This is a genomic window from Arsenicicoccus bolidensis DSM 15745, assembly GCF_000426385.1.
Taxonomy (GTDB): domain Bacteria; phylum Actinomycetota; class Actinomycetes; order Actinomycetales; family Dermatophilaceae; genus Arsenicicoccus; species Arsenicicoccus bolidensis.
Window position 1 is genome coordinate 1 of the sequence record NZ_AUFG01000022.1, and the last position, 20,435, is coordinate 20,435.

Sequence of the window (20,435 nt, forward strand, 5' to 3'; positions counted from 1 at the left end):
ACGATGCCGCCGAGGGCGCCGCACTCCTGGCCGATGGCGAGGGTGTCGACGAGGCGGGGCTGCAGGGACAGCGCGGCCTCCTGCAGGTCGTTGTGCATGGCCTGGCCCACGGCGACGGCGTCGCCGGAGAGCAGGGCGGTCATCATCGCGGTGGAGACCTCGAGCTCGGGCTGCCGGTGAGCCTGCGAGGCCGGCCCGGCGGGCTCGTCCTGCTGGTCCGACGGAGCCGACGGAGCCGACGGAGCCGACGGAGCCGACGGAGCCGACCCGCTCGCCGGCACGGCCACGTCCTCGCCCCGCTCGGCGCGCAGCCGGTCGAGCTCGGCGAACACCCGCGGCGTCGAGAGCCCCTCGTCGCTGAACGCGAAGACCCAGTGATAGCTGCCGCGCGCCATGGCCGGCGCCAGCTCGTCGCCGCGCCCCGTGCCGATGGCCGTGCCCCCCAGCACCGAGAACGGCACGTCCGCCCCGAGGCCCGCGGCCAGCCGGTGCAGCTCGGTGCGGCTGAGCCCCACGCCCCACAGCGCGTCGGCGGCGACGAGGGCCGCGGCGCCGTCGGCCGACCCGCCCGCCATACCCCCGGCCACGGGGATGTCCTTGGCGATCGAGATGGCGACGGGCCCCGCCTCGGGGTGCCCCTCGCCGACCGCGATCACGGCGCGCCAGGCGAGGTTGGACTCGTCGGTGGGCACGTGCTCGGCGTCGCGCCCGGCCACGGTCAGCGAGCAGCGGCGGGCGCGGCGGACGGTGACGTCGTCATACAGGCTCACGGCCTGAAAGACCGTCGCCAGGGCGTGGTAGCCCGAGGCGTCGCGCGGACCGACCAACAGCTCGAGGTTGACCTTGGCTGCGGCGCGCACGGTGACGGCTTCGGGCAGGGACGGCATGTCTCGCACCCTACCCACACCCGGGCCGGACGCGCAGGTGACGGCGGATCACGCGGGGACCGTGAAGGCGGCCGCCGCGATGCGGGTGAACGCCTCGATGTCGAGCGCCTCGCCGCGGGCCTGGGGGTCGACGCCGGCGGCGCGCAGGATCGCCTCGGAGCGCGCCGTCGAGCCGGCCCACCCGCCGAGGGCCGCGCGCAGCGTCTTGCGGCGCTGCAGGAAGGCCGCGTCGATCACGCGGAACACGTCCCTGCGCTCGGGCTGGTCGCCCTCGATGACCGGCGTCGGGCGGCGGACCAGCTCGACCAGGCCGCTGTCGACATTGGGGGCGGGCCAGAAGACCGTGCGGCCGACGGTGCCGACGAGGCGGACGTCGGCGTACCAGGACGCCTTGAGCGAGGGGACGCCGAAGGTCTTGGACCCCGGCCCGGCCGCGAGACGCTCGGCGACCTCGAGCTGCACCATGACGAGCACGCGCTCGAGCGTCGGGAAGGCCTCGAGGAAGCTCAGGACCACGGGCACCGACACGTTGTAGGGCAGGTTGGCCACGAGCGCCGTCGGCTGCGGGTCGGGCAGCGACCGGACCGTGAGGGCGTCGGCCTGCACCAGCGAGAGCTTGTGCGCGACAGCGGGGTTGGTGGCGGCGACGGTGTCCGGCAGGGCCGCGGCGAGCGCCGGGTCGACCTCGATCGCGACGACCTGGCGCACCTCGGGCAGCAGCGCGAGGGTCAGCGACCCGAGGCCCGGCCCGACCTCGACGACGACGTCGTCCGGCCCCACCCCGGCGAGCCGCACGATGCGCCGGACGGTGTTGGCGTCGAGCACGAAGTTCTGGCCCCACTGCTTGGTGGGGCGCACCCCGAGCCGGGTGGCGAGCTCGCGGATCTGGGCCGGCCCGAGCAGGCCGGAGGCGGGGGCGTCGGTCACGACCAGCCTCCGTAGATGCGCTCGGCGTTGTCCGACACGGCGCGGCACAGGGTCGGCACGTCGACGTTGAGCGTGGTCGCCATCGAGCGGAGCGTGACCGGGACGAGGTAGGGCGCGTTGGTCGCGCCGCGGTGCGGGTGCGGCGTGAGGTAGGGCGCGTCGGTCTCGACCAGCACCTGCGACAGCGGCACGATCGACAGGGCGTCGCGCAACGACTTGGCGGACTTGAAGGTCACGGTCCCCGCGAACGACAGGTAGTAGCCGCGCTCGACGCACTCGCGCGCCATCGTGATGTCGCCGGAGAAGCAGTGCATCACCGTCACCGGCGGCGCGCCCTCCTCGGCGAGGATCCGCAGCACGTCCTCGTGGCTGTCGCGGTCGTGGATCTGCAGCGCCTTGCCGAGCCGCTTGGCGAGATCGATGTGCCAGCGGAAGGACTCGTGCTGCACGCCCTGCCCCTCCGGGCCCGTGCGGAAGTAGTCGAGCCCCGTCTCGCCCACCACCCGCACCCGCGGGTGCTGAGCCAGTCGCTCGATCTCGGCGTATGCCGAAGCCAGGTCGCCCCGCGCCGCGAGGGGCGGGACCTCGTTGGGGTGCAGCGCGACGCCACCGATGACCGCGGGGTGGGTCACCGCGGTCTCGACCGTCCAGCGTGCCGCCGCGAGGTCGCACCCGATCTGCACGATGCGGTCGACGCCGACGCTGCGCGCCTGGCGGATCACCTCGGTGAGGTCGGGGCGGTCGCCGCCGTCGCGGGCGATGTCGACGTGCGTGTGGTTGTCGACGACGGGCAGCGGCAGCGGGTCGGGCAGGGGCGGCGGGGCGCCGCGGTCCTGCCCGGCGCCGTGACCGCTGCCGTCCGTCATGCCTGGGCCCCGCCCTGCGCCGGGGCGGCCGCGACGTCACCGGTCGCGTCGGCGGCGGTCGTGTCGGCGCCGGAGGCGCCCGTCATACGGGCCATCTCCTCCTCGACCACGCAGGGGTCGAGCTTGACGAAGACCGGGGTGGGCTTGGCCACCGGGGCGCCGACCGTGACAGGACGCCGCTCCCAGCGCGGGGTCGAGGAGTACTCGCCCGTGATGATCGGGTAGACGCGGAGCTCGTCGGAGGCGATCGAGGGGTCGACCGCCGCCGTGGTGACCGGCCCGAGGTCCTCGACGTGCTCGATCCGCGGCATGGGCATGAACTCGCCCTCGCCGCCGAAGGTCGCCCACACGCGGTTGGACGCGTGCGGCAGGAACGGCGCGAGGATCGTGTTGCAGTCGTGGACGCACTGGGCCAGCGTGTGCAGGACGGTCCCGAGGCGCTCGCGCTGGTCCTCGCCCTTGAGCTTGAACGGCTCGGTCCGCGAGACATAGGTGTTGACCTCGCCGACGATCCGCATGGCCTCGGCGATGCCGGCCTTCTGGCGGTGGTGGGCGATGAGGTCCCCGACCGTGTCGAACCCGCGCGCGACCTCGTCGAGGATCTCCTGGTCGACCGGCTCCAGCGGCCCCGGCGCCGGGATCTCGCCGAAGCTCTTGGCGATCATGCTGGCCGTGCGGTTGACCAGGTTGCCCCAGCCGGCGACGAGCTCGGAGTTGGTGCGCTGCACGAACTCCGCCCAGGTGAAGTCGCTGTCCTGGTTCTCCGGGCCGGCGGCGCAGATGAAGTAGCGCAGCGCGTCCGGCTGGTAGCGGCTGAGCATGTCCCCGACGTAGATCACGACGCCGCGCGAGGACGAGAACTGCTTGCCCTCCATCGTCATGAACTCGCTGGCGACGACCTCGGTGGGGAGGGTGGGGGTGCCGAACACGCCGGGCTCGCCGCCCTTGGCGCCCCGACCGGCGTAGGCCAGCAGCTCGGCCGGCCAGATCTGGGAGTGGAAGGTGATGTTGTCCTTGCCCTGGAAGTAGTAGGAGCGGGCGTCGGACTCCTCGCTCCACCACTCGCGCCAGCGCTCCTCGTCGCCCACGCGCCGCGCCCACTCGATGCTCGCCGACAGGTAGCCGATGACCGCGTCGAACCAGACGTAGAGCCGCTTGGTGCGCTGGTCGCGCCAGCCGTCCAGCGGCACCGGGATGCCCCAGTCGATGTCGCGCGTCATCGCGCGGGGACGGACGTCCTTGAGGAGGTTCTGGGAGAACTTGATGACGTTGGGGCGCCAGGTGCCGGTCGCCTCGCGGTCGTCGAGCCAGACCTTGAGCGCCTCGGCCAGCGACGGCAGGTCGAGGAAGAAGTGCTGCGTCTCCACGAACTGCGGCGTCTCGCCGTTGATCTTGGACCGCGGGTCGATCAGCTCGGTCGGGTCGAGCTGGTTGCCGCAGTTGTCGCACTGGTCGCCCCGCGCGTCGGGGAAGCCGCAGATCGGGCAGGTGCCCTCGACGTAGCGGTCGGGCAGGGTGCGGCCCGTGCTCGGGGAGATCGCGCCCTTGGTGGTCTCCTCGACCATGTAGCCGTTGGCGTGGCAGACGCGGAACAGCTCCTGCACGACGGAGTAGTGGTTGCGCGTCGTGGTGCGGGTGAACAGGTCGTAGGACAGGCCCAGGTCGACGAGGTCCTGCACGATGACCGCGTTGTTCTTGTCGGCCAGCTCCTGCGCCGTGACCCCGGCGTTGTCGGCGGCCACCAGGATCGGGGTGCCGTGCTCGTCGGTGCCGGACACCATCAGCACGTCGTGGCCCGCCATCCGCATGTAGCGGCTGAAGACGTCGGAGGGGACACCGAAGCCCGCGACGTGACCGATGTGACGGGGGCCGTTGGCGTACGGCCAGGCAACTGCTGACAGGACCTTGCTCATGAGGCACGAGTCTAGTGGTCGCGCCGGTGCCGCTCTCACCGTCGCCCGCTGGTCAGGACCCATGCGTGGGGCCGGGGCGGGACGTCATACGGGCTGGTCGGTCTGATCCCCGGCCAGCCGGGCGACCAGGTCGATCGCCTCCTCGTAGCCCGCGATCCCGTGGCCGGCGATCTGCGCGGCGGCGACCTGCTCGACGTAGGAGTGGTGGCGGAACTCCTCGCGCGCGTGGATGTCGCTGATGTGCACCTCGATGACCGGCGCCTCGACCGTCTCGAGGGCGTCGCGCAGGGCCACGCTCGTGTGGGTGTAGCCGCCCGCGTTGATGATCAGCCCGATGCAGCTCGTGCGGAGCTCGTGGACCCAGTCGATGAGGACGCCCTCGTGGTTGGACTGGCGGCAGTCGGCGACCAGGCCGTATGACGCTGCCCGCTCCTCGCACCGCCGCTCGACGTCGGCGAGGGTGTCGCGGCCGTAGACCTCGGGGTTGCGGGTGCCGAGGAGGTTGAGGTTGGGGCCGTTGAGCACCGCGACGACGGACCTGCCCGAGGTAGTCACGTCAGCCTGGGGTGCGAAGGCCGGTCGATGTGACTGCCTCGGGTAGGTCTGGTCCATGGGCGCAACCGTAGTCCGCCGAGCGGCAGCCGGCACGAGCGGGCGAGGGGCGAGGGCGCGCCGCACGTGCTGCCCTGCGGGTCGGGTTGTGCACCGGCCAGGACGGCCTGCGCCAGCGGTGTCGACCGTCGTCCGTGGCGCCGCACCTCCCCGGTGGGTCCGGCCGGTGTCCGTGGTGAGCTGCAGCATGCCACGGGCGCTGGCGGCTGCCACCGGCGCTCGCGGGCGCCACCGGCGCCGGAACGCCGACGGCCCGCCGCTCCCCCGGCAGGGGGAGGACGGGCCGTCGGGCGTGTGCCGTCCCGGTGGCTACCGGGGGGACGACGCACGCGGTGGTGCGGGTGCGGCGCGCGTGGTCAGCGCTTGCCGCCCTTGCTCTTGCGGAAGTCCGCGTTGAGCGTCGAGATGACATCCTGCGGGATCTCCTTGGGACAGGCCGCGGAGCACTCGCCAATGTTGGTGCAGCCGCCGAAGCCCTCGGCGTCGTGCTGCTTGACCATCGCGGCGACGCGGGACCAGCGCTCGGGCTGGCCCTGCGGCAGCTCGCCGAGGTGCGTGACCTTGGCGCCCATGAAGAGCATGCCGGAGGCGTTGGGGCAGGCCGCGACGCAGGCGCCGCACCCGATGCACGCCGCCGCCTCGAACGCCCGGTCGGCCTTGCGCTTCTGGACCGGCACCGAGTGGGCCTCGGGGGCCGACCCGGTGTTGGCGCCGATGAAGCCGCCCGCCTGGATGATCCGGTCGAACGCCGAGCGGTCCACGACGAGGTCGCGGATCACGGGGAAGGCCGTGGCGCGCCACGGCTCCACCGTCAGCTCGGCGCCGTCGGAGAAGGACCGCATGTGCAGCTGGCAGGAGGTGGTGACCTCCGGGCCGTGGGGCTGGCCGTTGATGACCACGCCGCACTGCCCGCAGATGCCCTCGCGACAGTCGCTGTCGAAGGCCACCGGCTCCTCGCCGGAGGCGATCAGGGTCTCGTTGAGCACGTCGAGCACCTCGAGGAAGGACATGTCCTCGGAGATGTCGTCGAGCTGGTAGGTCGCCAGCGCGCCCTTGGCGGCGGGACCCGCCTGGCGCCAGATCTTCAGGGTGATTCTCACTTGTAGCTCCGCTGCTTCAGCTCGATGAACTCGTACACGAGGTCTTCCTTGTGCAGGGTCGGGGCGCCGTCCTGGCCGCCCCACTCCCACGCGCCGACGTAGGCGAACTCGTCGTCGTGGCGCAGGGCCTCGCCCTCCTCGGTCTGCGACTCCTCGCGGAAGTGACCACCGCAGGACTCGCGCCGGTGCAGGGCGTCGATGCACATGAGCTCACCGAGCTCCAGGAAGTCGGCCACGCGGCCGGCCTTCTCGAGCTCCTGGTTGAGCCGGTCGCCCTCGCCGAGGACCCGCACGTCGCGCCAGAACTCGGCGCGCAGGTCGCGGATCATGCCGATGGCCTTCTTGAGGCCCTCCTCGGTGCGGGACATGCCGCAGTACTCCCACATGATCGAGCCCAGGGCGCGGTGGAAGGAGTCCACCGACCGCGTGCCGTTGATCGTGAGGAAGTGCTCGATGCGGTCCCTGACGGAGCGCTCGGCCTCGGCCACGGCGCTGTCGTCGGCGTCGACCTTGGGGAACGGGCCGGCCGCGAGGTAGTCGCGGATCGTGTTGGGCAGGACGAAGTAGCCGTCCGACAGGCCCTGCATGAGCGCCGAGGCGCCCAGGCGGTTGGCGCCGTGGTCGGAGAAGTTGGCCTCGCCGGCCACGAACAGGCCCGGGATGTTGGACTGCAGGTCGTAGTCGACCCACAGGCCACCCATCGTGTAGTGCACGGCCGGGTAGATGCGCATCGGCGTCTCGTAGGGGTTGTCCCCCGTGATCCGCGCGTACATGTCGAACAGGTTGCCGTACTTGGAGGACACGGCGTCCTGGCCCATGCGCGAGATCGCCTCGGCGAAGTCGAGGTAGACGCCGCGGCGCACCTGGCGCTCCTCGCCGTCCGGACCGACCTCGGCGATGGCCGGGCCCACGCCACGGCCCTCGTCGCACATGTTCTTGGCCTGGCGGGAGGCGATGTCGCGAGGCACCAGGTTGCCGAAGGAGGGGTAGATCCGCTCCAGGTAGTAGTCGCGGTCCTCCTCGGGGATCTGGCGCGGGTCCTTGTCGCAGTCCTCAGCGCGCTTGGGCACCCAGATGCGGCCGTCGTTGCGCAGGGACTCCGACATCAGCGTCAGCTTGGACTGCTTGTCGCCGTGCTGCGGGATGCAGGTCGGGTGGATCTGCGTGTAGCAGGGGTTGGCGAACAGCGCGCCCTTGCGGTGCGCGCGCCAGGTCGCCGTGACGTTGCAGCCCATGGCGTTGGTCGACAGGAAGAAGACGTTGCCGTAGCCGCCGGAGGCCAGGACCACCGCGTCGGCCAGGTGGGTCTCGAGCTCACCGGTGACCATGTCGCGGGCGATGATCCCGCGGGCGCGGCCGTCGACGACGATCAGCTCGACCATCTCGTGGCGGGTGAACTGCTTGACCGCGCCGGCGGCGACCTGACGCTCCAGCGCCTGGTAGGCGCCGATCAGCAGCTGCTGGCCGGTCTGGCCGCGGGCGTAGAAGGTGCGGGACACCTGAACGCCACCGAAGGAGCGGTTGTCCAGCAGGCCGCCGTACTCGCGGGCGAAGGGCACGCCCTGGGCCACGCACTGGTCGATGATGGCCGCCGACACCTCGGCCAGGCGGTAGACGTTGGACTCGCGGGAGCGGTAGTCACCACCCTTGACCGTGTCGTAGAAGAGGCGGTAGACGGAGTCGCCGTCCTCCTTGTAGTTCTTGGCGGCGTTGATGCCACCCTGCGCGGCGATCGAGTGGGCCCGGCGCGGGCTGTCCTGGTAGCAGAACGCCTTGACGTTGTAGCCGGCCTCGCCGAGCGTCGCAGCGGCGGCGCCGCCGGCCAGGCCGGTGCCGACGATGATCACGTCGAGCTTGCGGCGGTTGGCCGGGTTGACGAGCTTGGTCTCGAACTTGTGGCGGGTCCAGCGCGACTCGATGGGGCCCTTGGGCGCCGCCGTGTCCTGGATCGGCTCGCCCTCGCGGTAGATGCCGTGGATCAGGTTGTCAGTCATGGGTCTTCAGGTCCTACTTCCCGATGATGCCGAGGACGATGGCCAGCGGCGGCACGGCGAACCCGACGGTGATCACCAGCGCGAGGGCGATCGAGACGAGGTTGGCGGTGCGGTTGGTCCTCTTGGTGTTGGTGCCGCCCAGCGTCTGGATCGAGCTGTAGATCCCGTGACGCAGGTGCATCCCCAGCGCCACCATGGCGAGGAGGTAGAGCAGCGTCATCCACCAGGTGCTGAACGCGGCGAACGTCAGCAGGAACGGGCTCTCGTGGCCACCGACCATGAGGTCGGCCTCGGAGTAGCCGCTGTTGACGTTGATCTTGGCGATCGTGAAGTGCAGCAGGTGCCAGACGATGAAGACGACGAGGGCCACGCCGCCCCAGCGCATCGTGCGGGACGCCAGCGTCGCGCGGACGGTGCGCTTGACGGCATACCGGTCCTTGCGCGCCGCGTGGGCCCGGCCGGTCAGCTGGATCGCGGCCCAGACGTGCGCCACGACGGCGACGAGCAGGGTGAGCCGGAAGATCCACAGGAAGCCCGAGTGCGGGAGGATCGGCATGAACATCGTGCGCAGGTGGTGCGCGTACTCGTCGAAGGCCGCCTGGCCCGCGAACAGCTTGAGGTTGCCGTACATGTGAAAGAGGACGAAGAACACGAGGTACAGACCCGAGATCGCCATGATGACCTTCATGGTGATGCTGCTGCGCCGCGACGTGTCCTGCCTCGCGGGAAGTGTCGAAGTAGCCACGGGTGAAACTTACCCCTTCGCCGCAGCACGGGCCCGACCGGGGCGCGCCCTGATAGAGCACGGATCGGGAACGATCGCGGTGCACGCTGCGTTTGACGTCTCCCCTGCTTAGGGTGTCCTTCGTGACCCACCTCACCGAGGCCCCGGACGGCAGGTCTCGCCCCGTGGGACTACCGGTCCGTATTCCGGGCGCGCAGCGCCTCGTCGTAGAGCGCCTTCTTGGCCGCGCCGGTCTGCGCGGCGACCGCGGTGCACGCGTCCTTGAGGCGCTCGCCGGCGGCCACGCGCTCGAGCACCAGCGCCACCGCGTCCTCGGCCCGCACGGCCACGGCCGGCGCGCCCTCGACGACCACGGTGATCTCGCCGCGCACCTCGCCGCGCGCCCACTCGACCAGCTCGTCGAGGGGGCCGCGGACGACCTCCTCGTAGGTCTTGGTCAGCTCGCGGCACACCGCCGCGCGCCGGTCGCCGCCGAAGGCCTCGGCCATGGCCGCGAGGCTGGCGTCGAGCCGGTGCGGGGCCTCGAAGAAGATCATCGTGCGGCGCTCGCCGACGAGCTCGGCCAGGTGACGGGCGCGCTCCCCGGCCTTGCGGGCGAGGAAGCCCTCGAAGCAGAACCGGTCGACGGGCAGCCCGGACACGGCCAGGGCCATCAGCACCGCGCTCGGTCCCGGCACGCAGGTCACGCGGACGTCCGCCTCGACCGCGGCCGCCACCAGCCGGTAGCCGGGGTCGGACACCGACGGCATGCCCGCGTCGGTCACCACGAGCACCCGCTCCCCCGCCTCGAGCCGGGCCAGCAGGTCGGGCGTGCGGGACGCCTCGTTGTGCTCGTGATAGCTGAGGACGGAGCCGCGCGGCTGGACGCCGAGGGCCGTGCACAGGCGGTGCAGGCGGCGGGTGTCCTCGGCGGCGACGACGTCGGCGTCGGTCAGCTCGGCGGCCAGGCGCGGGGCGGCGTCGCGCGGGTCGCCGATCGGGGTGGCGGCAAGGACGAGCACCCCGTCCCCGGCGGACCCGGCGGACATGGAGGCGGCGGCGGGCGTCATACGAACCGCTCCCGTCCCAGGTCGGTCCGCCGACCGGGCTCCTCGAGCAGCTCGGGCAGCTCCACCGGCATGCCGTCGTAGGACCGCGGGTCCTCGAGGGGCTCGAGGTGGATGACGACCCGCAGCTCGGGCATCGTCGCACGCAGGCGCTGCTCGACGTCCTCGGTGAGGTCGTGGCCACGCCGCACGGTCCAGTGGCCGGGCACGAGCAGGTGCAGCTCGGCGAACTCGTGGTGACCGGACTTGCGGGTGCGCAGCCCGTGGAAGTCGACCTCCTCGGACGCGAACGGCAGCAGGGCCGAGGCGATCTCGCGGTGCCGCTCCTCCGGCAGCGCCGTGTCCATCAGGCCACCGACGGACTCGCGCAGCAGGCGCACCCCGGTCAGGACGATGTTGATGCCGACGAGGAAGGCGACGATCGGGTCCAGGCGCTGCCACCCCGTCAGGGCGACGAGCAGGACGCCCGCCACCACCCCGACGGAGGTCCACACGTCGGTCAGCAGGTGCTGGCCGTCGGCGCGCAGGGTGATCGAGTCGTGCCTGCGACCGGCCCGCACCAGCACCATCGCCACGAGACCGTTGATCACCGAGGCCACGACCGAGACGGCCAGGCCGACCCCGACGTTGTCGATCGGCTGCGGGTGCAGGAAGCGCTCGACCGCGGTCACGAGGATCACCGCGGCGGCGACGAAGATCATCAGGCCCTCGACGGCCGCCGAGAAGTACTCCGCCTTGGCGTGCCCGAAGTGGTGGTCGTCGTCGGCCGGCCGCCCCGCCACCGTGAGGGCGACGAGCGCGACCACGGCGGCGACGAGGTTGACGATGGACTCGGCGGCGTCCGACAGCAGACCCACGGAGCCGGTGAGCAACCAGGCTCCGGCCTTGAGGGTGATGGTCGCGATGGCCGCCGCGATCGAGAGCCAGGCGAAACGACGGAGGTCGCGCGTGGGGTCGGCTGCGGGTGTCACGCATCGATCATCGCACCCCCGTGCACCTACGATGAGGCGCGTGACGCCACCGACCGACCTCGCCCTGCGGCTGCGGGAGCGACTCCTCGGCCGACCGCTCACCGACACCCTGCGCGCGTGGCTGCTCATCGGTCTGGTCACCGTGGTCGGGGGCGTCCTGCGCTTCTGGGACGTCGGGCGTCCGCACGAGCTGATCTTCGACGAGACGTACTACGTCAAGGACGGGGTCGGCCTGCTCAAGGGCGGCGTCGAGCTGACGCCCAAGTCCTCGATCACCAGCCACGACGTGCCGTTCACCAACGGCACCACCGACGTCTTCGGCACCGCCGGCAACTTCGTCGTGCACCCGCCCCTCGGCAAGTGGTGCATCGCCCTCGGCGAGATGATCTTCGGCCCCACCAGCTCCTTCGGGTGGCGCTTCACCGTCGCGCTGATGGGGACCCTGTCGATCCTCATGATCGGGCTGGTCGCCCGCCGGATGTTCCGCTCCACCCTTCTCGGGGTGGTCGCGGCGATCCTGCTGGCCACCGAGGGGCACCACTTCGTGCACTCGCGGACCTCGCTGCTCGACATGATCCTGTCCTTCTGGGTGCTGGCGGCGTTCTGTGCACTGGTGGCGGACCGCGAGCACTCCCGCCGCCGGCTCGCCGACCGGGCGGCCGCCCTGGTCGCCCAGGGGCGTGACGTCACCTACGGACGCATCGGCCTCGGCATACGGCCGTGGCGGCTCGTGGCCGCCCTCTGCCTCGGGCTGGCCATCGGGACCAAGTGGTCCGGCGGGTTCTACTTCGCGGCGTTCGGCCTCCTCACCGTCGCCTGGGACCTGTCGGCGCGGCGGGCGATCGGCGAGGTCAACTGGGCCCGCAACGGGATCCTCGTCGACGGGGTGACCGCGTTCTTCTCCATGACGACGATCATCGTCAGCACCTACCTCGCCGGCTGGACCGGCTGGCTCCGCAGCGACAACGGCTACGGCCGGCACTGGGCCGACACGCACCCCGCCGACCCGCTGTGGAGCTGGGTGCCCGGGGCGCTGCGCTCGCTGCTGCACTACCACCAGGACATGTTCACGTCGGCGCGTTCGATCACCGCCTCCCACCCCTACATGTCCAACCCCTGGTCGTGGCTCCTGCAGGGCCGACCGACGTCCTTCTACTGGCAGAACCCCAAGCGCGGCGAGCAGGGCTGCACCGTCGACTCCTGCGCCAAGGCGATCACGTCGGTCGGCACGCCCCTGCTGTGGTGGACGGCCGTGGCCGCCCTGGTCGTGCTGCTCGTGATGTGGCTGCTGCGGCGCGACTGGCGGGCCGGCGCGATCGTCGTGTCGGTGGCGGCGGGCTACCTCCCGTGGTTCATGTACCAGGACCGCACGATCTTCACCTTCTACGCCGTGGTGTTCGTGCCCTATCTGGTGCTGGCCGTGACCTATCTGCTGGGCCTCGTGATCGGGCGGCCGGACGCCTCGGACGCGCGGCGGCGCACCGGCCTCACCGTCGCGGGGACCTTCGTGGCGCTGTGCGTGGCGTGCTTCGTGTTCTTCTGGCCGGTCTACACCGCCCAGGTGATCCCGTACGCCGACTGGCAGATCCGCATGTGGTTCCCCTCCTGGATCTGACCTACCCCCGGTAGAGGCATCGACCGGCCTTCGTTCGCCAGGCTGATGCCTCTACCCCCGGCGGGTCTGGCCGAGGCCGAGGGGCAGCTCCTCCGACACGATCTCCCACGCCCGGTCCGTCGGCACGTCCACCACGTCGTAGTGCTGCGACCCCGCCGCCGTCGCCGCCACCAGCGTCGCGACACCCACCCGCCGCTGCCAGAAGGTCTCGCGCACCGTCCACCCGATAATGCCGTCGGCGTCGAGCGCGACCGTGCGCCGGTGCAGGCTGCCCATGCGCGTGACCAGCTGCCGCGGCTCGCCCGGCCGGCCGAGGACGGCGTGCCCCAGGTTGCGCCAGCGGTCCTCGGCGAGCACGGGAGCCAGGAGCAGAGGTATGGCGAACGGCGCCACCCACCACCACGACCACCCCAGCCACAGCACCGGCACGAGCGGCGGCAGGAGCAGCGCGACCCCCGCCTGCAGTGCCCGGCTCCAGCGGCGCCGCCGGGCAGCCCTGTCGTGGCTGCGCAGCGGGACGCCGAGCCGGTCCTCGCCCAGCAGCCGGGCCGCGAGCTCGTGCACGTCGCGGCGGGGCGCCGGGGGCAGCAGGCCGGAGCCCGAGCTCGAGCCGACGCCCTGGTCAGCCCCCTCCCCGCCGATGCCGGTGGTCACGGCCTTGAGGCTGGCGCCCCGGGCCGCCCGGATCAGCAGGCTCTCCCCCATGGCGACGCCTCGCAGCCGCCCGAGATCGAGCGTCGTCGACCGCACGGTGAGCAGGCCCCGCGTGATGTGCAGCCGATCGCCCTCGCGCGTCACCGTGTGCCCCCAGTAGGCCAGGACGTACGCCACCACCGCGCAGACCAGCACGAACACCACCGCCACGGCGGCCGCAGCCGCCACCAGCGCCACCACGCCGTAGCGCACCGACGCGCTCGTCACCTGCGCCACGATCTCGTCGCTCAGCACCTGCCCGCTCAGCTGCCCGGCGAAGCCGATGATGGCCAGGGCGATCAGCAGCCCGCTGGTCGACAGCGGCGCATAGCGCACCCACCGGGGGTCGAAGCGGGACAGCACCTCGGGCTCGGGCGCGCCGGACGGCCCACCGGTCGTGGTCGTCCCCTGCGCGTCGAAGCCCTCGCCCTCCCCCTCGCCCACCGCCGTGGTGGCGGGGGCATGGGTCTCCTGGATCGACCCGCGGTGCACCAGCAGCTCGGCGCGCAGCGTCGCTGCCTCGCCGGTGGTCAGCCCGTCAAGGACCAGCGGCTTGCCGCCGGCCACCCCCGTGCCGATCCGTGCCGTCGACAGGCCGAGGATGCGGTGCAGCGGGGAGGCCTGCAGGTCCACCGATCGGACCCGGTCGATGGGGACGTTGAGGGTCTCGCGCTTGAGCAGCCCCTTGCGCTGCTGCACCCGCCCGTCGGCGATGCGGTAGCGGGTGGTCGCCCAGGTGACGACCGCGACCAGGAGCACCACGGCGCCGACGCCGAGGTTCCACCACTGGTTGTCGATGCCCACGCGCGCGTTGCCGACGACGAGGGCGGGCAGGATGGCGGGGAACAGCTCCTTGAGGCTGCGCAGCGGGTGGATGAGGAGCATCCGCCCGCTCAGCCGCCGCCAGGGGATCTCCGCCGGGCCGGCCTGCGGATCGGCCGAGGTGAGCTCGGTCGGGTCGCTCACGTCGCGTCCCCCGGCGTCTGGTCGGTGATGCGGGTCAGGTCGGCGACCACGCGCTCGGCGGTCTCCAGGTCGAGCCCCTCCAGCTCGACCGCCCCCGCAGAGGACGCCGTGGTCACCGTCACGGTGGCCAGGCCCAGCATCCGCGCGATCGGGCCACGCTCGAGGTCCACGGTCTGCACCCGCGAGATGGGGGCGACGCGGCGCTCCTGCGTCCACCACCCCGTGCGGGTGAACACGGCGGTCGGGCTGCACTCCCAGCGGTGCACGGCGTAGCGCCAGCGCGGGACGACCACCATGTCGACGAGGGTGATCACCGCCAGCGCGACCAGCGCCCAGGTCGACCAGGTGCGGCGCTCCTCGTCGAACCACCACCAGGCGCCCACCGCCACCAGGAACGGCAGCGACCCCAGCACGGAGTGGATCAGCCACAGCGTCCTCGCGCGTGGGCTCGGCCGGTGGGCGGGTGACTTCAGCGCCGCGGCCAGGTCGGTCGGTTCGTCGATCGTCTCCCCCATGGGGCCACCCTGCCAGACACACCCCTCGTATGCCGGGAGGGCCCCACCGCCTCGTGGGGTGGGGCCCTCCCGGCATACGGCCGGAGCCGGATCGCGAGACGCTCGGTCAGCGCACGTCGTCGTCGACCCAGTCGAAGGTCCGGGTCACGGCCTTCTTCCACAGGCGATAGGTGCGCTCGCGCTCGTCCTCGTCGACCTGGGGCTCCCACCGCACGTCCTCGGCCCAGTTGTCGATCACGTCCTGCTCGCCGTCCCAGTAGCCCACGGCGATCCCGGCCGCGTAGGCCGCACCGAGGGCAGTCGTCTCCGACACCTGCGGCCGGACGACGGCCACGCCGAGCTGGTCGGCCTGGAACTGCATGAGGGTCTCGTTGGCCGTCATCCCGCCATCGACCTTGAGCTCGGTGAGCTCGATGTCGGCGTCTTTGGCGTCGGCCGCCATCGCCTCGGCGACCTCACGGGTCTGGAACGCCGTGGACTCGATCACCGCGCGGGCGATGTGCCCCTTGTTGACATAGCGGGTCAGGCCGACGAGGGCGCCGCGGGCGTCGTCCTTCCAGTACGGCGCGAACAGCCCGGAGAACGCCGGCACGAAGTAGGCGCCGCCGTTGTCGTCGACGGTCTTGGCGAGCGTCTCGATCTCGGGGGCGTCCTTGATCAGGCCGAGGTTGTCGCGGACCCACTGCACGAGGGAGCCGGCCACCGCGATCGAGCCCTCGAGGGCGTAGACGGGCTTGTTGTCGCCGATCTTGTAGCAGACGGTGGTCAGCAGGCCGTTGCGCGAGTGGATGACCTCCTCGCCGGTGTTCATGAGCATGAAGCAGCCGGTGCCGTAGGTGTTCTTGGCCATGCCGCGCTCGAAGCACGCCTGCCCGAAGGTCGCCGCCTGCTGGTCCCCGAGGATGCCGGCGATCGGCACGCCGACGAGGAAGCCGCCCTCGCGACCCTCGCCGTAGACCTCCGAGGAGCTCTTGATCTCGGGGAGCATCGACATGGGGATGCCCATCTCGGCGCAGATGTCCTCGTTCCAGTCGAGGGTGTCGAGGTTCATCAGCATCGTGCGGCTGGCGTTGGTGACGTCGGTGACGTGGATGCCGCCCTCGACGCCGCCGGTCATGTTCCACACCACCCAGGAGTCGGTGGTGCCGAGCAGCAGGTCGCCGCGCTCGGCCTTGTCACGGGCGCCGTCGACGTTGTCGAGGATCCACCTGACCTTGGGCCCCGCGAAGTAGGTCGCCAGCGGCAGGCCGCACCGCTCCTTGAAGCGGTCGTCGTCGCCCTGGGCGAGCTCGTCGCAGATCTTGTCGGTGCGGGTGTCCTGCCAGACGATCGCGTTGTAGACGGGCTCGCCGGTGGTCTTGTCCCACACGACCGCCGTCTCGCGCTGGTTGGTGATGCCGACGGCGGCGATGTTGCTGCTGTTGATGTCCTTGGAGGCGGCGAGGCACTGGGCCACGGCCTGCCGGACGTTGCGCCAGATCTCCTTGGGGTCGTGCTCCACCCACCCGGCCCGGGGGAAGATCTGCTCGTGCTCGAGCTGGCCGGTGCTCACGATCTGGCCCGAGTGGTCGAAGAGGATGGCGCGCGAGCTGGTCGTGCCCTGGTCGATCGCCATGACGTACTTTTGGGTGTTGGGGCTCATGAGTTGTCCTTCACGTCCTTGTGAGTTGGGTTGACTGTATGTCGATCAGCCGACGAACGCCGTGGCGGCGACACCGGCGAGGACGCCGCCGAGCACGGGTCCGAGGATAGGGACCCAGGCATAGGCCCAGTCGCTGCCACCCTTGCCCTTGATCGGGAGCAGGGCGTGGGCGATGCGGGGGCCGAGGTCGCGGGCGGGGTTGATGGCGTAGCCGGTGGGCCCGCCGAGGCTCGCGCCGATGCCGATGACCAGCAGGGTGACGGGCAGCGGACCGAGCTGGGCGGGGTTCTGCCCGAAGGTGACGATGACGAAGACGAGCACGAAGGTCGCGATGACCTCGGTGATCAGGTTGTTGCCATAGCTGCGGATGGCCGGGCCGGTCGAGAAGATCGCGAGCTTGTCGCCGGCGGGGGCCTCCCGGTCGAAGTGGTCGCGATAGGCCAGCCAGGCCAGGACCGCGCCGAGGAAGGCCCCGAGGACCTGCGCGGCGATGTAGACGAGCGCGGTCGTGGCGCCGGCCGGGACGCCGGGGGCGAAGTCGGCGCCGTTGGCCCACAGGCCGAGGGTCACCGCGGGGTTGAGGTGCCCGCCCGACTTGAAGGCGACGTAGACGCCGGCCATCACGCCGATGCCCCACCCGACGTTGATCATCAGGTTGCCGCCGCCCTTGCCCTTGGAGTCGGGCAGCAGGGCGTTGGCGACCACCCCCGCGCCGAGCACGATGAGGATCATCGTCCCCAGCAGCTCGTGGGCGAAGACCGTACCGAGCGGCACGGGCTCGGTGGGGGGTGCGGCGATCGCCATCTCGGAGAGGGCAGCGGTGAGCGAGATGGGCATGGGTGACTCCTTGGTGAACGTCGTTGTCCTGCAGTCGCCCCGGCCGGGACGGTGATGGCGCCCGGGGGGTGGGTTGTTCTAGCGGTCGAGCGGGTCGGTCAGGCCGAGCGGGTGGCTCAGGACGAGGCCGGCAGCGCCTCGCCGGTGACCTGGGCGCGGGCCGCGGAGGCGGCGGCGTCGGTCCGCTCCTGCTCCGCCGCGGCCTCGCCCGCCACGCGGGTGCGGTAGGCCGCCTGCTCCCGCGCGAGGTCGTCCTCATCCCAGCCGAGCAGCGGTGCGGCGATCGCGCCGATCTCTTCGAGAGCGCTGACGCCCCGGTCGCGGGTCTCGTAGTGCAGCCGGATGCGGTGCATGAGGATGTCCTCGAGGTGCAGCGCGCCCTCGTGGGTGACGGCGAACGCCGCCTCCACCCGCAGGTAGGCGGGCGCGGTCGTGAGCGGCTCCCCCAGGGAGGCGTCGGCGTCGACGAGGGCCAGCAGGGCCGGGAGCTCTGCGCCGTAGCGCGACAGCAGGTGCTCGACCTGCTCGGCGCTCCACCCGTAGGCGGCGGCGATGCGCGGAGCCTGGTGGCGGTAGGCGTCGAACCCGGCCGCGCCGACCAGCGGCGTGTGCTCGGTGACGGACGGGTTGGCCTCGGCCGCCTCCTCGCCCAGCGCGACGTCGACGGCGTCCTCGGCCATGACGCGATAGGTCGTCAGCTTGCCGCCGGCGATCGACCACAGCCCCGGGGCGACCTCGGCCACGGTGTGCTCGCGGGACACCTTGGTGGAGGACCCGCCGCTGCCGCGGTGGGGCTGCAGGAGGGGGCGCAGCCCGGCATACGTGCCGATGATGTCGTCGCGGGTCAGGGGACGGGCCAGCACCGAGTTGGCCTGCTCGAGGACGTAGTCGATGTCCTCGGCGGTGGCCACCGGGTTGCGCAGGTCCTGCTCCCACGGGGTGTCGGTCGTGCCGATGACCCAGTAGCGCTCCCAGGGGATGACGAACAGCACGGACTTCTCGGTGCGCAGGAACAGCCCGGTCTCCCCCTGGATCCGCTCCTTGGGCACGACGATGTGGATCCCCTTGGACGCCAGCACCTTCAGGCCCTGGTCGGAGCCCGACATCGCCTCGACGTCCTCGGTCCAGACGCCGGCGGCGGCGACCACCCGGTGCGCGCGGATCGTCAGGTCGCGGTCGCCCTCGGCGTCGTGCACCTCGGCACCCACGACCCGTCCCGTGTCGTCCTTGACGAAGGAGGTGACTCGCGTGCGGGTGGCCGCGAGCGCGCCATACCCGGCGGCGGTGCGGACCAGGTCGATGACCAGGCGGGCGTCGTCGACGCGGGCGTCGTAGAAGCGGATCGCGCCGGTCAGCGCGTCGTCGCGGATGTCGGGGAAGAGCTCCTGGGCGCCCTGGCGCGTGTAGTGCTTCTGCAGCGGGACGGTCTTGGTGCCCTTGGCCCCGACGAGCGCGAGGGCGTCGTACATCCCCACCCCCACGGCGCTGTAGGACCGCTCGACGACCGGCAGCTTGAGGGGCCACAGGAAGGGCTGGGCCTTGACCAGGTGCGGGGCGAGGGTCGTGAGCAGCAGGCCGCGCTCCTTGAGGGCCTCGGCCACGAGGGCGAAGTTGAGCTGGTAGAGGTAGCGCAGGCCGCCGTGGACCAGCTTGGAGGACCACTGGGAGGTGCCGGAGGCCCAGTCCTCGGCCTCGACGATGCCGACGCGCAGGCCCCGGCTCGCGGCGTCCAGCACGATGCCCGCGCCGGTGACGCCGCCGCCGACGACGAGCAGGTCCAGGGGCTCGCCGGTCGTCATCGCCTCGAGGGCGTCGGCGCGGCTCGTCGCGGACAGTGCGGTGGAGGTCATCGGTGTGGCGGCCATGGTCCTCACGACCCTTTCTGTGCCGGTGTCGACCGGCGGCTCGGTGGGTGCACCCCGTGGTGCATCTTGGTCTCTGCATCGAGCATGCGTCGCCCTGCACGTATGCTCAAGCGGTCTGCACGAACGTGCAGGAGGGGGCGAGGCTCGTGAACGATCGTGAATCCGCTTACCGCGCAGCGCAGCTGTACTACCTGCAGGACCAGACCATGGACATGATCGCCGGTGACCTCGGCGTCTCGCGGTCGACCGTCTCGCGGCTGCTGCGCTGGGCCCGGGACGAGGGGATCGTGCGCATCACGGTCGCGGCGCCCGACGGGCCGACCGACCACACCGCGCGCACCCTCCTCGACGCCTTCGGGGTGCAGGCGCACGTCGTGCCCGTGTCGTCCTCGGCCAGTGATCCCCAGCGGCTCGAGGCCGTGGCCCGGCGCGCCGCCGGCCTGCTGGACTCGTGGATGGGCGACGACATGACCCTCGCGGTCGCGTGGGGCACGACCACATCCGCCATCGCGGGGCATCTCGCGCCGCACCCCACCACCGGGTCGGTGGTCGTGCAGCTCAACGGCGCGGCCAACGCCCGCACCTCCGGGGTCCGCTACACCACCGAGCTGCTCGATCGCTTCGCGAGCGCCTACGACACCGAGCTCTACTACTTCCCCGCCCCGGCGTTCTTCGACTTCGCCGAGACCAAGGAGGCGCTGTGGCGTGAGGGATCCGTGCGCCGGATCCTCGAGCTGCGGCGCACCTGCGACATCGCGGTGTTCAGCGTCGGGGCCTTCCGCGGGCGGCTGCTCAGCCAGGTCTACTCCACCGGCTACCTGCGCCCCGAGGAGGTGCGCGAGCTCGCCGACCAGCACGTCGTCGGCGACGTCGCCACGCACTTCCTGCGGGTGGACGGGTCGTATGCCGGGATCGCGCTCAACCGCCGGGCCTCCGGGCCCTCCCCCGCAGAGCTGCGGCGTGTGAACCGCAGGCTGTGCGCGGTGGCGGGTGACAACAAGATCCAGGGGACGCTGGGGGCGCTGCGCGCGGGCGTGGTGTCGGACCTGGTGATCGACGAACGCACGGCAGGTGGCCTGATCGCCCTGCTGTCCTCGTGAGGGCCCGGTGGTGCGGTGGCCCGGGCACGCCGTCGGCCAGCTGCGCCACCGAGCTGACGAGAGGCCCGGATCAGGGATCCGAGCATCTCGTCATGCTCGGTGGCGATGGAGCGTGCGGGGTCAGAGCCTGCGGGGTCAGAG

At 71.8% G+C, this 20,435-nt stretch carries 17 protein-coding genes; 2 read left to right on the top strand and 15 right to left on the bottom strand.

Translation table 11 applies throughout. The annotated features are described in order from the left end of the window. From K313_RS0112335 to K313_RS0112380, 10 genes are all read right to left on the bottom strand, one after another. Positions 1–887, bottom strand: an 887-nt coding sequence (locus tag K313_RS0112335) for a 4-(cytidine 5'-diphospho)-2-C-methyl-D-erythritol kinase (RefSeq protein ID WP_034253074.1), incomplete at its 3' end; no start/stop codon positions are given. Positions 888–935: 48 nt separating this feature from the next. Further along, positions 936–1,814, bottom strand: a complete 879-nt coding sequence (gene rsmA / locus K313_RS0112340) for a 16S rRNA (adenine(1518)-N(6)/adenine(1519)-N(6))-dimethyltransferase RsmA (protein ID WP_029211864.1) — start codon at positions 1,812–1,814, stop codon at positions 936–938. Next, a complete protein-coding gene (locus K313_RS0112345) occupies positions 1,811–2,680 on the bottom strand; it encodes a TatD family hydrolase (RefSeq protein ID WP_029211865.1) in 870 nt (289 codons plus the stop codon). The genes rsmA and K313_RS0112345 overlap by 4 nt, the downstream gene beginning before the upstream one ends. Further along, positions 2,677–4,593, bottom strand: coding sequence for a methionine--tRNA ligase (metG, locus tag K313_RS0112350; RefSeq protein WP_029211866.1), 1,917 nt, complete (start codon positions 4,591–4,593; stop codon positions 2,677–2,679). The genes K313_RS0112345 and metG overlap by 4 nt, the downstream gene beginning before the upstream one ends. Before the next feature lie 84 nt (positions 4,594–4,677). Continuing rightward, positions 4,678–5,148, bottom strand: a complete 471-nt coding sequence (gene aroQ / locus K313_RS0112355; protein WP_034253086.1) for a type II 3-dehydroquinate dehydratase — start codon at positions 5,146–5,148, stop codon at positions 4,678–4,680. 413 nt (positions 5,149–5,561) lie between these two features. Continuing rightward, positions 5,562–6,305 carry a succinate dehydrogenase/fumarate reductase iron-sulfur subunit gene (locus K313_RS0112360; RefSeq protein WP_029211868.1) on the bottom strand — a complete coding sequence of 248 codons (744 nt, stop codon included), beginning with the start codon at positions 6,303–6,305 and terminating at the stop codon, positions 5,562–5,564. Next, positions 6,302–8,299: a fumarate reductase/succinate dehydrogenase flavoprotein subunit gene (locus K313_RS0112365; RefSeq protein ID WP_029211869.1), complete on the bottom strand. Its 1,998-nt coding sequence runs from the start codon at positions 8,297–8,299 to the stop codon at positions 6,302–6,304. Before K313_RS0112365 ends, K313_RS0112360 begins: the two co-directional genes overlap by 4 nt. Positions 8,300–8,312: 13 nt before the next feature. Beyond that, positions 8,313–8,987, bottom strand: a complete 675-nt coding sequence (locus K313_RS0112370) for a succinate dehydrogenase cytochrome b subunit (protein ID WP_084412798.1) — start codon at positions 8,985–8,987, stop codon at positions 8,313–8,315. Positions 8,988–9,214: 227 nt separating this feature from the next. Continuing rightward, positions 9,215–10,093, bottom strand: coding sequence for a 16S rRNA (cytidine(1402)-2'-O)-methyltransferase (gene rsmI / locus K313_RS0112375; RefSeq protein WP_029211871.1), 879 nt, complete (start codon positions 10,091–10,093; stop codon positions 9,215–9,217). Then, on the bottom strand, positions 10,090–11,061 hold the full coding sequence (locus K313_RS0112380) for a cation diffusion facilitator family transporter (RefSeq protein ID WP_029211872.1): 972 nt from the start codon (positions 11,059–11,061) through the stop codon (positions 10,090–10,092). Before K313_RS0112380 ends, rsmI begins: the two co-directional genes overlap by 4 nt. Before the next feature lie 31 nt (positions 11,062–11,092). Here K313_RS0112380 and K313_RS0112385 point away from each other — a divergent pair, with 31 nt between their 5' ends. Then, the gene (locus K313_RS0112385; RefSeq protein ID WP_051274126.1) at positions 11,093–12,676 is read left to right on the top strand and encodes a dolichyl-phosphate-mannose--protein mannosyltransferase; all 1,584 of its coding nucleotides are present in this window, start codon (positions 11,093–11,095) and stop codon (positions 12,674–12,676) included. A 51-nt stretch (positions 12,677–12,727) separates the two neighbouring features. On the opposite strand, the gene K313_RS0112390 is transcribed toward K313_RS0112385, so the two are convergent. The 5 genes from K313_RS0112390 to K313_RS0112410 all read right to left on the bottom strand — a co-directional run bounded on the left by K313_RS0112390 (position 12,728) and on the right by K313_RS0112410 (position 19,179). Next, positions 12,728–14,335, bottom strand: a complete 1,608-nt coding sequence (locus tag K313_RS0112390; protein WP_029211874.1) for a PH domain-containing protein — start codon at positions 14,333–14,335, stop codon at positions 12,728–12,730. Further along, positions 14,332–14,850 (bottom strand): PH domain-containing protein, encoded by a 519-nt coding sequence (locus tag K313_RS0112395; protein ID WP_029211875.1) that lies wholly within the window; start codon positions 14,848–14,850, stop codon positions 14,332–14,334. The genes K313_RS0112390 and K313_RS0112395 overlap by 4 nt, the downstream gene beginning before the upstream one ends. Positions 14,851–14,956: 106 nt before the next feature. Next, complete coding sequence (gene glpK, locus K313_RS0112400; RefSeq protein ID WP_029211876.1) at positions 14,957–16,492, bottom strand: glycerol kinase GlpK; 1,536 nt, start codon at positions 16,490–16,492, stop codon at positions 14,957–14,959. A gap of 45 nt (positions 16,493–16,537) precedes the next feature. Continuing rightward, complete coding sequence (locus tag K313_RS0112405) at positions 16,538–17,296, bottom strand: MIP/aquaporin family protein (protein ID WP_051274127.1); 759 nt, start codon at positions 17,294–17,296, stop codon at positions 16,538–16,540. 149 nt (positions 17,297–17,445) lie between these two features. Continuing rightward, entirely contained in the window at positions 17,446–19,179 is a 1,734-nt protein-coding gene (locus tag K313_RS0112410) for a glycerol-3-phosphate dehydrogenase/oxidase (RefSeq protein WP_239263380.1), read from the bottom strand. Between the two features lie 161 nt (positions 19,180–19,340). Here K313_RS0112410 and K313_RS0112415 point away from each other — a divergent pair, with 161 nt between their 5' ends. Further along, positions 19,341–20,294: a sugar-binding transcriptional regulator gene (locus K313_RS0112415; protein WP_029211879.1), complete on the top strand. Its 954-nt coding sequence runs from the start codon at positions 19,341–19,343 to the stop codon at positions 20,292–20,294. Positions 20,295–20,435: the final 141 nt, after the last annotated feature.